The sequence below is a fragment of the Catellatospora bangladeshensis genome, from assembly GCF_016862575.1.
Taxonomy (GTDB): domain Bacteria; phylum Actinomycetota; class Actinomycetes; order Mycobacteriales; family Micromonosporaceae; genus Catellatospora; species Catellatospora bangladeshensis.
Genome location: NZ_BONF01000016.1, coordinates 89,848 through 101,821, shown reverse-complemented (window position 1 = coordinate 101,821; position 11,974 = coordinate 89,848). Strand labels below are relative to the sequence as shown.

10 protein-coding genes and 1 riboswitch are annotated in these 11,974 nt (G+C 72.5%); of the genes, 4 read left to right on the top strand and 6 right to left on the bottom strand.

The window, feature by feature from the left end; translation table 11 throughout:
• Position 1 precedes the first annotated feature (1 nt).
• A complete protein-coding gene (locus Cba03nite_RS15410; RefSeq protein ID WP_203746343.1) occupies positions 2-466 on the bottom strand; it encodes a hypothetical protein in 465 nt (154 codons plus the stop codon).
• A 135-nt stretch (positions 467-601) separates the two neighbouring features.
• On the opposite strand from Cba03nite_RS15410, the gene Cba03nite_RS15405 reads away from it, so the two are divergent.
• The 3 genes from Cba03nite_RS15405 (at position 602) to Cba03nite_RS15395 (ending at position 5,135) form a co-directional block, all read left to right on the top strand.
• On the top strand, positions 602-1,180 hold the full coding sequence (locus tag Cba03nite_RS15405; RefSeq protein WP_239125759.1) for an RNA polymerase sigma factor: 579 nt from the start codon (positions 602-604) through the stop codon (positions 1,178-1,180).
• 99 nt (positions 1,181-1,279) lie between these two features.
• A complete protein-coding gene (locus Cba03nite_RS15400; protein ID WP_203746339.1) occupies positions 1,280-2,101 on the top strand; it encodes a hypothetical protein in 822 nt (273 codons plus the stop codon).
• A 256-nt stretch (positions 2,102-2,357) separates the two neighbouring features.
• Positions 2,358-5,135, top strand: a complete 2,778-nt coding sequence (locus Cba03nite_RS15395) for a PQQ-dependent sugar dehydrogenase (RefSeq protein WP_203746338.1) — start codon at positions 2,358-2,360, stop codon at positions 5,133-5,135.
• 87 nt (positions 5,136-5,222) lie between these two features.
• Here Cba03nite_RS15395 and Cba03nite_RS15390 read toward each other — a convergent pair whose 3' ends face one another.
• The 5 genes from Cba03nite_RS15390 to Cba03nite_RS15370 form a co-directional block, all read right to left on the bottom strand.
• Positions 5,223-5,612 (bottom strand): hypothetical protein, encoded by a 390-nt coding sequence (locus tag Cba03nite_RS15390; protein ID WP_203746337.1) that lies wholly within the window; start codon positions 5,610-5,612, stop codon positions 5,223-5,225.
• Between the two features lie 243 nt (positions 5,613-5,855).
• Positions 5,856-7,301, bottom strand: coding sequence for a glycine hydroxymethyltransferase (locus Cba03nite_RS15385; RefSeq protein WP_203746336.1), 1,446 nt, complete (start codon positions 7,299-7,301; stop codon positions 5,856-5,858).
• Positions 7,302-7,320: 19 nt separating this feature from the next.
• Positions 7,321-7,411, bottom strand: a riboswitch (ZMP/ZTP riboswitch).
• 60 nt (positions 7,412-7,471) lie between these two features.
• Complete coding sequence (locus Cba03nite_RS15380; protein ID WP_203746335.1) at positions 7,472-9,286, bottom strand: glycoside hydrolase family 15 protein; 1,815 nt, start codon at positions 9,284-9,286, stop codon at positions 7,472-7,474.
• A gap of 28 nt (positions 9,287-9,314) precedes the next feature.
• Positions 9,315-9,704 carry a GntR family transcriptional regulator gene (locus Cba03nite_RS15375; RefSeq protein ID WP_203746334.1) on the bottom strand — a complete coding sequence of 130 codons (390 nt, stop codon included), beginning with the start codon at positions 9,702-9,704 and terminating at the stop codon, positions 9,315-9,317.
• 10 nt (positions 9,705-9,714) lie between these two features.
• The gene (locus tag Cba03nite_RS15370; protein ID WP_203746333.1) at positions 9,715-10,353 is read right to left on the bottom strand and encodes a maleylpyruvate isomerase N-terminal domain-containing protein; all 639 of its coding nucleotides are present in this window, start codon (positions 10,351-10,353) and stop codon (positions 9,715-9,717) included.
• A 200-nt stretch (positions 10,354-10,553) separates the two neighbouring features.
• Between Cba03nite_RS15370 and Cba03nite_RS39745 the strand changes: the two genes are divergently transcribed.
• A complete protein-coding gene (locus Cba03nite_RS39745) occupies positions 10,554-11,966 on the top strand; it encodes a glycosyltransferase family protein (RefSeq protein WP_239125758.1) in 1,413 nt (470 codons plus the stop codon).
• Positions 11,967-11,974 lie beyond the last annotated feature (8 nt).

Here is an 11,974-nt window from a genome sequence, read left to right as displayed (position 1 = left end):
GTTACGGGTTCTTCTTCGACTGCGTCGGGTGCGGCCGGTCGCTGGGGCGGTTGCCGCGGGTGGCCGACGACGACTGCGGCGTCGGCTTGCCGGTCTGCTTGGCCGGGGAGGGCGTCGGCGACACGGTCGCCGGCCCGGGGGCGGGCGACGGTTGTGTCTGCCGCTCAGGGCTGGGGGACGGCTCGGCCGTCGGGGACAGCTCGGCGACCGGCCGGTCCGGCAGCAACTGGGGCAGACCGGGCAGCTGGGCCGGGTCGACGCCGAGGAAGCCGGCCGCCACGACGCCGATCATCAGGGTGAGCAGCACCCCGCCGCCCGCCGCCAGCAGTGTGAACATCCGCCGGCGGCGCCCGGTGCGGTCGACGAAGACCGGTCGGTTGGCGCCTTTTCTTCTGCTCATCTCCGCTGCCCTGACCTCGTACTCGCCGTGGCCGGAGCCGGCGGCGGGCACGTGCGCACGTGCCACCGATAGAGCGTCGGGGCCCCGCCGTCCGTCACACCGGATGAGGCGAATCTGCCGCGCGTACCGGACCGGTTCGCACAGACGGGTGGGATGTGTGCACAATCAATCGCTCAGGGTCGCGTGCGAGGGGAGCTGCCGGTGACCGACGTGCGTCCGCACGCTGCCGTCGACCTGTCGGCGGCGGTGGAATCGGCTCGCCACGGTGACGAGGCCGCGTTCAACCGGCTCTACCTCGCGGTGCAGCCCGCCCTGCTGCGCTACCTGCGGCTGCTCGTCGGGTCCGACGCCGAGGACGTGGCCTCCGAGACGTGGCTGCAGATCGTGCGTGACCTGCGCACCTTCCGGGGCGACGAGAACGGGTTCCGGCGCTGGGCCGCGACCATCGCCCGGCACCGCGCCATGGACCACCTGCGGCACCACCAGCGCCGCCCGTCCGTGCCGCTGCCGGTGGAGGCGATGGCCGATCTGCCCGCCGCCGACGACACGGCGGTCGCGGTCGAGCAGCTGATGACCACCGACGGCGCGCTGGCCCTGATCGCCTCGCTGCCGCGGGACCAGGCGGAGGCGGTCCTGCTGCGCGCGGTGATGGGCCTGGACGCGCAGTCCGCCGCCGACGTGCTGGGCAAGCGATCGGGCGCGGTGCGCATGGCGGCACACCGCGGCCTGCGGCGGCTGGCCGACGTGCTCGGCGGAGAGCGGAATCGGGGCGCCGAGTGACACCGGGCGGGCGCTCGGCGCTGAAGAAGGTGATATGAGCAAGCGATTCATATGGGTGACAGCGGCTCAGACGACCGGCGGGCGAAGCGAGGAGGGGGCATGACCGAACTGTTCGACGCGCACGACCAGGCCGCCTCCGAACGGCGGCTGGATGACGCCTTCGCCCAGCGCGCCACCGGCGACCCCCTCGCCGAGCTGCTGATGCGCGCGGCCGCGCCGGGCCGCCCGGAGGAGCACGCCGGCGCCGAGACGGTGCTGGCGGCGTTCCGCGCGGCGTACCCGTCGCCCGTCACGCGGCCCGGCCGCACGCTGCGCCGGGCGCTCACGCTCAAGGTGGCCGCGCTGGTCGCCGCGCTGACGGTGGGCGGGGTCGCGTTCGCCACGGGCACCGGCGTGCTGCCGAACCCGTTCCCGATCGGCCCGCAGCAGGACCCGGGCGACTCCCCGTCGGCGGCGCACAGCTCGCGCGGGTCGGCGCCGTCGGCGACGCCCACGCCCACGCCCGGGCCCTCGTCCAGCCTGTCCCCGTCGGCGCTGCCCGGGACGTCGCTGCCCGCCAACGCGCAGGGTCTGTGCCGCAGCTTCCTGGCGACCGCGGAGAAGGACAAGCCGAAGGCCACCGACAGTCCCGAGTACGCCGCGCTGGTGGCCGCCGCGGGTGACCAGGACCTGACCACGTTCTGCGAGGCGCTGCTGGCCAACGGCGGCCAGCCGGGTGGGGACCCCGCAACGTCGCTGGACCCGAGCCAGGTCCAGCCGAGCCCGGTCCAGCCGAGCAAGGCGCATCCGTCGAAGTCGCCGAAGGAGAACGGGGCGCCCGCCCGGGCGAGCCAGACGCCGCGGGCGCCCGGACGCGGTTTCGCGGCTCCCGGCTCCTCCACCGACCTCGCCGTGTCCGGCCAGGTGCGCCCGGTGCAGTGACGCCGCCGCCACCGGCGGCGCTCTACGGGGTGGGAGCGTCTCCGGCCCATCCGGGGCGGTCCCGGTCCCACAGTTCCGCTGTACGGACCCGGTGCGCGGCCCACGGCAATCCTCCCGCAGGTGTGTCGCGCACCGGCTGGGCCGGCCGCACACAGCCGCCGGCGGCTCCGGCGCGTGCGCTTTATACCATTCTCCGCTCTGGGTAGCCTGACCTGGTTTGTCACATTTGGTGACATATTCGGGGGGCTTATCCAGCATGAATAGTGATTTCAGGGTGGGGGCGTTCGGCACAGCCCTGCTGTCCGGCGTCCTCATGTTCGCCACCGCCGCGGCGCCCGCGCCGTCGGCCGCGCGGGCGGCCGCCCCGTCGGCGCCCGTCATCACCGAACCGGAGAAGGACAACCGCGTGCTCAGCGCCGCGGACGTGCACATGGAGACGCGTCCGCTGCAGGGCAACGACGGCGGCGACGTGCACCTGTGCACCGACTGGGAGATCTGGGCGGGCAGCCCCGGCGGCGGCGAGCGGGTCTGGTTCGACTCCTGCGCCAGCGGGACCGGCCGGGTCCACGTGCACCTCGGCGACGGCGTGTTCGAGAACTCCTTCGCCGGCCGGGCCGACCTGCTCCCGGACAGGCAGTACACGCTGCGGGTCCGCCACCGCGACACGTCCGGCGGGTGGACGGCGTACTCCGCGCGGCCGTTCAAGACCGACGTGGAGCGCAAGCCGCTGCCCGGTGAGGGTGACTGGAAGGTGCACCAGCCCGGCTTCGTGGTCGAGGAGGTGGCCGAGGACTTCGCGCTGCCGGTGAACATCGCGATGGTGCCGAACCACCCGAGCGACCCGGCCAAGCCGCTGTTCTACGTCACCGAGCTGTACGGGAAGATCATCACGGTCACCGGGGACTTCAAGAAGAAGACCTACGCCAAGGACCTGCTCGACTTCGACCCCAGCGCCCAGTTCCCGGGCACCGGCGAGATGGGCCTGACCGGCATCGTGGTCGAGCCGAAGACCGGCGACGTCATCGCGGCCATGCTGTACAAGGACGACGGCGACCTGCTGGCCAAGATCGTGCGCTTCCAGAGCACCGACGGCGGGTTCACCGCCGCCAAGCAGAACACGATCATCAAGTTCCCGGGCGAGGAGCAGTCGACCTCGCACCAGATCTCGAACCTGACCATCGGCCCGGACGGCAAGCTCTACGTGCACATGGGCGACGGCTTCGTCGCCGACACCGCCGAGGACATGGACTCCTTCCGCGGCAAGGTCCTGCGGATGAACCTGGACGGCACCGCGCCCAGCGACAACCCGTTCTACAAGGGCACCGGCAAGTTCCAGGCCAGGGACTACATCTGGGCGTACGGGCTGCGCAACCCCTTCGGCGGCGCCTGGCGCACGGCCGACGGGCAGCACTACTCGGTCGAGAACGGGCCCTCGGTCAACGACCGGCTCGCCCGGATCACCAAGGGCGGCCGCTACCACTGGACCGGCGGCGCCAGCGGGCTGACCAAGAACGCCCTCTACAACTGGAAGGAGACCCAGGGCCCGGTCAACATCGCCTTCACCGAGCCGGAGGTCTACCACGCGGCGGGCTTCCCGCAGGAGAAGTACGGCAACGCGTTCGTCACGCTCAGCGGCCCGACCTACGCCACCGGCCCGCAGCGGCGCGGCAAGAAGATCGTCGAGTTCGAGTTCGACAAGGACGGCTCGGTCGACGACCCGAAGACCCTCATCGAGTACACCGGCAGCGGCAAGACCAGCGTCGCGGCGCTCGCCCCGGGACCCGACGGGCTCTACTTCTCCACGCTGTACACCAAGATCGGCGACGCCACCGACTCCGGCGCGAAGATCCTGCGCGTGCGGTACGCGCCCAAGGGCACCAGCTCGCCGGTGACGCTGTACTCCGACAGCGGCTTCAAGGGCGAGTCCCGCGGCCTCGGCACCGGCATCTTCGACGCCGCGGCAGGCGCGTTCGGCAAGCTCAAGGACAACACGGCCAGCTCGCTCAAGGTGGCCGGCGGCTACCGCGTCGTCGCCTGCGACGGCCCAGCCGCCGCGCCCAGCCTCGGCACCTGCCGCTACTTCGGCGCCGGGTCGCACGGCTCGCTCGCCGAGTTCAACGACAAGATCTCGTCGCTCGCCGTGTTCGGCGGGCCGGTCGAGGGCAGGGGCGTCGTCGGATACCGCGAGACGAACCTGAAGGGAGCGAGCCAGCCGCTGGGCGCGGGCATGCACGAGTCGGTGGCCGGGGAACTGGCCGGCGGCGACAGCACGCCGATCAGCTCGCTGAAGATCGGCGCCGGATACCGGCTCATCGCCTGCGACCGGGACCGTGCGGGCAGCGCCGACCTCGGCGTGTGCCGGATCCTCGGCAGCGGCGAGCACGCCACCCTGGGCGAGCTCAACGGCAAGGTCTCGCTGCTCGGCGTGGTCGGCCCGCCGGTCACCGTGTTCAGCGAGCCCAAGGCGAAGGGCAAGGCCCAGAGCCTGGAGGGCGGGGTGTACGAGGGCCGTCAGAAGGAACTCGCCGAGGTCGGCGACGACACGATCAGCTCGCTGCGCGTCGAGCCTGGCTACCGTGTCGTGGCCTGCGCCAACGACGGCGGCACTGGCGGCGGGACGGGCAACCTCGGCCGCTGCCGCGCGTTCCCGGCCGGCGAGCACACGCTCACCGGCACCGACCTCGACGACGCGATCTCGCTGCTGCTGGTCTCCGGCGAGACGGCGAAGGGCGCCGGCGTCACCGCGTACACCGACCGGGACTTCAAGGGCGGCAAGTCGGCGCTCGGCCCGGGCCTCTATGAGGACACGCAGGGCGGGCTCGGGGACGCGGGCAACGACGACATCAGCTCGCTGAAGGTCGCCGCCGGGCACCGGGCCGTGGCCTGCGAGCACGGCACCAAGCCGGCCGTGTTCGACGTCGGCCTGTGCCGCTACTACGCCGCGGGCGACTACGCGTACCTCGGCGCGGACCTCAACGACCTGATCACCCTGGTCGCCGTGGACACGGTGACCGCGGGCCCGAACAAGGGCTGATCACCCGCCCGGTCCTCTGGCATGACGAAGGCCCCGTCCGCTCGTGCGGACGGGGCCTTTCACATCAGGACGATCGCGAGCCTGCCGTCAGTAGCTGCTGGAGCCGCCCGAGTCGCTGCTGCCGCCGGAGGAGCTGCCGGAGTCGCCGCCGGACCAGCCGCCGCTCGACGAGCCGCCCGAGTCACCGCTCGACCAGCCGCCGGACCCCGAGCTGCCCGAGTCCCCACCGGACCAGCCGCGGGAGTCTCCGGAGTCCCCACCGGACCAGCCGCGCGACCCGCCGTCGGGGTCGCCGCCCTGCCAGGCCGGGTCGGTGTAGGACTGATCCCCGTGAGTGCCCGTGTGGTGGTGGACAGGATGGCCGCCGCCCCGTTTGTGCAGCTGTCGCTGCTTGCCCTTGCCGCTCGACGCCGCCGCGACCGCCGCGATCACGATGATCAGCGCCACGACGACCAGACAGACGAACCCGAGCACCATCAATGTCATCATTTCCACCGGCCCAAGCTAACCCACCCGCGCACCTTCAAAACCGGCCGCGATTCACGGGCCTCCCCCACCGCCGGCCCAACCCGCGACCATCTCCCGGCGCCAGCCCCTGAAAACAGGCGAAGATCGCTGCTTCGTGTCATGATCTGCGGTCCCACCGCACTTTATGACACGAAGCAGCGATCTTCGCGAGGTCCGGCGCCCAGCCGTTCGCCCGTGGCCGAGTGGGCCGGGTCAGCCCAGGTCGATGGTCGGGTAGAGCGGGAAGCCGGCGAGCAGGTCGGTGGTCTGGCCCGCGACGCGGTCGGCGACGCCGTCGGCCATCACGTACGCGGCCTTGGACGGCTTGCCGTCGTTGCCGGTGCCGGGCGTGGTGCCGGACAGCACGGTGTGGATCAGCTCGGCGATCTGGTCCATCTCGGCCGTGCCCAGGCCGCGCGTGGTCAGGGCGGGGGTGCCGAACCGGATGCCGGAGGTGTACCAGGCGCCGTTGCGGTCCTGCGGCACCGCGTTGCGGTTGGTGACGATGTTCGAGTCGAGCAGCGCCGACTCGGCCTGCCGGCCGGTGAGCCCGTACGACGACACGTCCAGCAGCACCAGGTGGTTGTCGGTGCCGCCGGTGACCAGCGTCGCGCCGCGCCGCAGCAGCCCCTCGGCCAGCGCGTTCGCGTTGTCGACGATGCGCTGCGCGTAGTCCCGGAACTCCGGCCGCTTCGCCTCGGCGAGCGCGACCGCCTTGGCGGCCATGACGTGCGGCAGCGGGCCGCCGAGCACCATCGGGCAGCCGCGGTCGACCTGGTCGGCCAGCTCGGTCTGGCACAGCACCATGCCGCCGCGCGGGCCGCGCAGCGACTTGTGCGTGGTGGTGGTGACGATCTGCGCGTGCGGGATGGGGTCGAAGTCGCCGGTGAGCACCTTGCCCGCGACCAGGCCCGCGAAGTGCGCCATGTCCACCATCAGGGTCGCGCCGACCTCGTCGGCGATCTCCCGCATGATCCGGAAGTTCACCAGGCGGGGGTACGCCGAATACCCCGCGACGATGATCAGCGGCCGGAACTCGCGCGCCGTCTTGGCCAGCGCGTCGTAGTCGAGCAGGCCCGTCGCCGGGTCGGTGCCGTAGCTGCGCTGCTCGAACATCTTGCCGGAGATGTTGGGGCGGAAGCCGTGGGTGAGGTGGCCGCCCGCGTCCAGGGACATGCCGAGCATGCGCTGGTCGCCCAGCTCGTGGCGCAGCGCGGCCCAGTCGGCCTCGCTCAGGTCGTTGACGTGCCGCGCCTGCGCCTTGGCCAGCGCCGGGGCCTCGACCCGCTGGGCGAGCACGGCCCAGAAGGCGACCAGGTTGGCGTCGATGCCGGAGTGCGGCTGCACGTACGCGTGCTGCGCGCCGAACAGCTCCCTGGCGTGCTGTGCGGCGAGCGCCTCGACGGTGTCGACGTTCTTGCAGCCGGCGTAGAAGCGGCGGCCGACGGTGCCCTCGGCGTACTTGTCGCTGAACCAGTTGCCCATGGCCAGCAGGGTCGCGGGCGAGGCGTAGTTCTCGCTGGCGATCAGCTTGAGGGAGTCGCGCTGGTCGGCGATCTCGGCGCCGATGGCGGCGGCGACGGTCGGCTCGACGGCGGCGATGACGTCCAGCGCGTGCCGGTAGGCAAGGGACTCGCTGGACAGGGACGCGTCAGACATCGGACCTCCTAGACGTGATGGAAGAGGCCCAGGCGCACGGCACAGCGTCACGATGACGGAGCCGCTCCCCGATGGTGACCCATCCCAGCGCGCCAGTCACGGCCCACCGCCCAGCCTAACAACCCGCCCGCCCTCCCCGCCCCGCCGCGCCCACATGTTGACCGGGCCTCTCAGCCGAGGGCGCGGTCGAGGTTGACGGCGGCGGAGATGAGGGAGAGGTGGGTGAACGCCTGCGGGAAGTTGCCGAGCTGCTCGCCGGTGTGGCCGATCTGCTCGGCGAACAGGCCGACGTGGTTGGCGTAGGTGAGCATCTTCTCGAAGGCCAGGCGGGCGTCGTCGAGGCGGCCGGCGCGGGCGAGGGCCTCGACGTACCAGAAGGAGCAGATGGAGAAGGTGCCCTCGACACCGCGCAGGCCGTCGGGGCTGACCTGCGGGTCGTAGCGGTAGACGAGGGAGTCGGAGACCAGGTCGTGGGTGAGGGCGTCCAGGGTGGACAGCCACTTCGGGTCCGACGGGGACATGAACTTGGCCATCGGCATCATCAGCACCGCGGCGTCGAGCACGTCGGCGTCCTCGTGCTGGGTGAACGCCTGCCGGTCGGTCGAGAAGCCCTTGCGCATGATCTGGTAGTAGATGTCGTCGCGGGTCTGCCGCCAGTGCGGCAGGTCGGCGGGCAGGCCGCGGTGCACCGCCATGCGGATGGCGCGCTCGATGGCGACCCAGCACATCAGGCGCGAGTAGAGGAAGTTGCGGCGGCCGCCGCGGGTCTCCCAGATGCCCTCGTCGGGCTGGTTCCAGTTGCCGCAGACCCAGTCGACGATCGCGATCACCTCCTCCCAGCGGTCGCTGGAGATAGGGTGCGCCCACTTGTCGTACAGGTAGATCGAGTCGATCAGCGCGCCGTAGATGTCGAGCTGGAGCTGGCCGACGGCGTCGTTGCCGATGCGCACCGGCGCGGAGCAGCGGTAGCCCTCCAGGTGCGGCAGCTCCTGCTCGGTGAGGTCGGTTCGGCCGTCGATGCCGTACATGATCTGCAGCGGGCCGTCCGGGCCGTCGCCGCGCAGCGCCACGTGCCGGTCCAGGAAGTCCATGAACGCGGCGGCCTCCTCGGAGAAGCCCAGCCGCAGCATCGCGTACAGGCAGAACGCCGCGTCGCGGATCCACACGTAGCGGTAGTCCCAGTTGCGCTCGCCGCCGATCTGCTCCGGCAGGCTGGTGGTCGCGGCGGCGACGATCGCGCCGGTCGGGGCGTACGTGAGCAGCTTGAGGGTCAGCGCCGAGCGGTGCACCATCTCCCGCCACCGGCCCCGGTAGCGCGAGCCGGCCAGCCAGCGCCGCCAGTAGCGCACGGTCTCGGCGAACTGCTCCTCCGCCTCGGCCAGCGGGCAGGACCGGGGGCGCAGCTCGTCGGAGACCCGGTCCAGCGCGAACACCGCCGTCTCGCCCTCGGCGAGGGTGAACTCGGCCCGCGCGTCACCGCCGTCCACGGTGACCTCGACGCTGCTGGTCAGCGCCAGCGTCAGCATGTGGCAGCCGAACACCGTCCGGTCGCCGTCGCAGCGCACCTCGTGGTGCGCCCGGCCGTAGTCGAACCGGGGCGCGACCAGCGCGGCGAAGGGCAGCTTGCCGCGTACGCACAGCACGCGCCGGATCAGCCGGTGCCGCCCCGCCTCGGTGGGGTCGCCCACGATCGGCATGAAGTCCTGGATCTCCCCCACGCCGTCGTACGCGTAGAAACGCGTGATCAGGACGTTGGTGTCCGGGAAGTAGAACTGCTTGGTCTCCGCGGGCACGGTCGGGGCCAGCTCGAACTTCCCGCCCCGGTCGGCGTCGAGCAGCGAGGCGAAGACGCTGGGCGAGTCGAAGCGCGGGCAGCAGTACCAGTCGATGGTGCCGTTCACCCCGACCAGGGCCACGCTGCGCAGATCGCCGATCAGCCCGTGATCGGCGATCGCGAGGTAGCGCCCCGCGGCCCCGTCCGCCACACGGCCAGCATATGCCCAGCTCAGCCGCTCAGGAGGGGCGTGCCGGGTCCTCAGCGTCGACGCGGCGCACGGCCTGCAGCGCGCCGTCGAGGCTGACGCCCAGCTCCCGGGCGGCGGCCCGGTAGGCACGCGCGGCCGCGTCGAGGCGGGTCAGCACCTCGCCGGGCGGCAGGCCGGGCCGGCGCTCGGCGACCGTGGTGCCGTGCCGGGGCCGGGTCGTCACCAGCCCCGCGGCTTCCAGCTCGCGGTACGAGCGGGCCACCGTGTTCACGGCCAGGCCCAGGTCGGCGGCGAGCTGCCGGATGGTGGGCAGGTGCGCGCCCACGGGCAGCCGCCCGCTGCCGATCAGCTCGGCGATGCCCAGCCGGACCTGCTCGTACGGCGGGACGGCGCTGTCGTGGTCGATGGTGAGCTGCACGTACGGCTCCTCAGAACGCGGTCACGGACGCGGGGGCGCGCTCGGCACGGCTCAGCGCGCGGAGCACCGCGGCCTGCCCATGGCGGCGTACGGCGAGGCCGCTGAGCAGGGCGAGCACCGGCTCCAGGACCGCGCCGGGCAGCTGCGGGGCGGGCACGCCGACGCTGTACGCCAGGTCGTCGGAGTGCACGGCGATCTCCATCATCCGGGTCACCAGGAAGTCGTCCAGTCGCAGCGCCCACGGCCCGGCGGGCGGGCTGATCAGCCGCTCGCCCGGCGCCTCGGCGAGCAGCCCCGCCAGCTCCCGTGCCGCCTCGGCGGTCTGCGCCGCCAGCGCCGCGGCACCGATCGACGCGGCCTTCTCGCCGCCTTCGCGGATCTGCACGTTGATGTCGGCGTCCAGGTCCGCGCCGATCCAGCGCACCTTGGTGTAGTGGTCCAGCAGCGCGACGGGCGGGCCGTCCGGGGCGGGCGCGGCCAGCACCCGGGGCATGGCCACGACCTGGCTGGCCAGGTGCCCGGCGAGCCCGCTGACGGTGAACCCCGCCAGCGCACTGGGCCGCTCCCACGCGGCCGCCACGGCCGGGTCGCCGAGCAGCGCCGCGGCCGCCTGTGCCGCCTGCAGGTACGCCTCACGCAACGGGTGCATCGCCGCCTCCGGGGATCTCGGGGTCCGCCGATCACCCTAAGTCCTGTCCCGTCGCGCCGTGGCCGACCGTCCCGGCCGGGCACCGGCTGACCGTGTCACGCAGCGGGCCGTATCCGGGTCGGGATTGCTCCGTTGCTTGTGTCGCGTGCCTGACTCCCCCGAGCAGGCTGCTTTGCGTACCCGCTTGGAAGGACCCGCCCGTGGCCGACAGCCCGCTGCTCACCGTCGAACGGCCGACCGCTGCCGCGCCCACGCCCGTGCCGGTCGCGGATCGCACGCCGCGCGCGGTGACCGCCGTCGTGCTGGCCGGGGCCGGGCTGACCGTGGCGGCCGCGGTGCTGGCCGCGCTGCGGCTGCTGCCCGCCGGCTCGCGCGCGGGCGCCTGGCGCTACCGCTACGTGGGCGTATTCTCATGGGAGATGCTGCTGCCGTTCGCGGGCGCGGCGGCGGTCGTGCTGGCGCTGCTGTGGCTGACCCACCGGGTGCTCGCGGGCGGCCGGGAGCGCCTGGCCGTGGGCATGTGGCTGGCCACGGCGGTGCCGCTGCAGCTGCTGCTGCGGGCGCAGGACGAGGTCTCGCTGGGCGCGATCGTGGCCAGCGACAAGGCGAACTCGTTCTACACCCCGTCGCTGCGCTTCGGCGCGTACGAGTACCTGACCCGCTTCACCGAGATCGTGCACGAGCTGCCGCAGCACGCCCGGTCCAACATGCCCGGCAAGACGCTGCTCTACCACCTGCTCGGCACGGTCAGCACGTCGCCCGCGGCGCTCGGGCTGCTGATCACGGCGCTGTCCAGCCTGGCCGCGCTGCTGATCTACCTGATCGTGCGGGAGGTGCTCGGCGACGGCCGGGTCGCGGTGTACGCCATGATCCTGTGCCTGCTGGTGCCGGGCCGGCTGTTCTTCCTGCCGATCCTGAACACGGTGTCGCCGCTGCCGATCCTGCTGGCGCTGTGGCTGTTCGTGCGCTTCCTGCGCCGCCCGCACTGGGGCTGGGCGGTGGGCCTGGGCGCCTCGCTGTACCTGGTGTTCTTCTTCGAGCCGCTGCCGCTGGTGATGGGCCTTACCTTCGCCGCGCTGGCCGCGCTGGCCCTCTACCGGCGCGAGCTGTCCGGGTTCGACCTGCTGCGGCTGGTGTCGCTGACGCTCGGCGCGTTCGCCGCGGCGTACCTGGGCATGCGGGCCCCGTTCGGCTACGACCTGTTCGTGAACCTGGCCGAGGTGCTGGCCGACGCGACCGACTTCAACGAGCGGGCGCACCGGCCGTACGACGTCTGGGTGGTGCGCAACCTGGGCGACTTCGCGCTGTGCGCGGGCATCGCCGGGTGCGTGGCGCTGGGCTGGGCCGCCTGGGACGCGGTGCGCCGGGGCGTCACCCGGACCGCGGCCGTGCTCACCCTGTCCGGGCTGGCCGTGCTCGCCTTTCTGGACCTGGTCGGCATCAACCGCGGCGAGACCACCCGGCTGTGGATCTTCCTCGCGGTGTTCATGCAGATCTCCGTGGCCTGGGTCTGCGCCCGCTCGGCCCGGATGTGGCCGGTCGCGGTGATCGCCACCGCCATGGTCCTCCAGACCACCGCCCTCACCCCGATGATCGCCTTCATCCGCCCCTGACCGCCCCG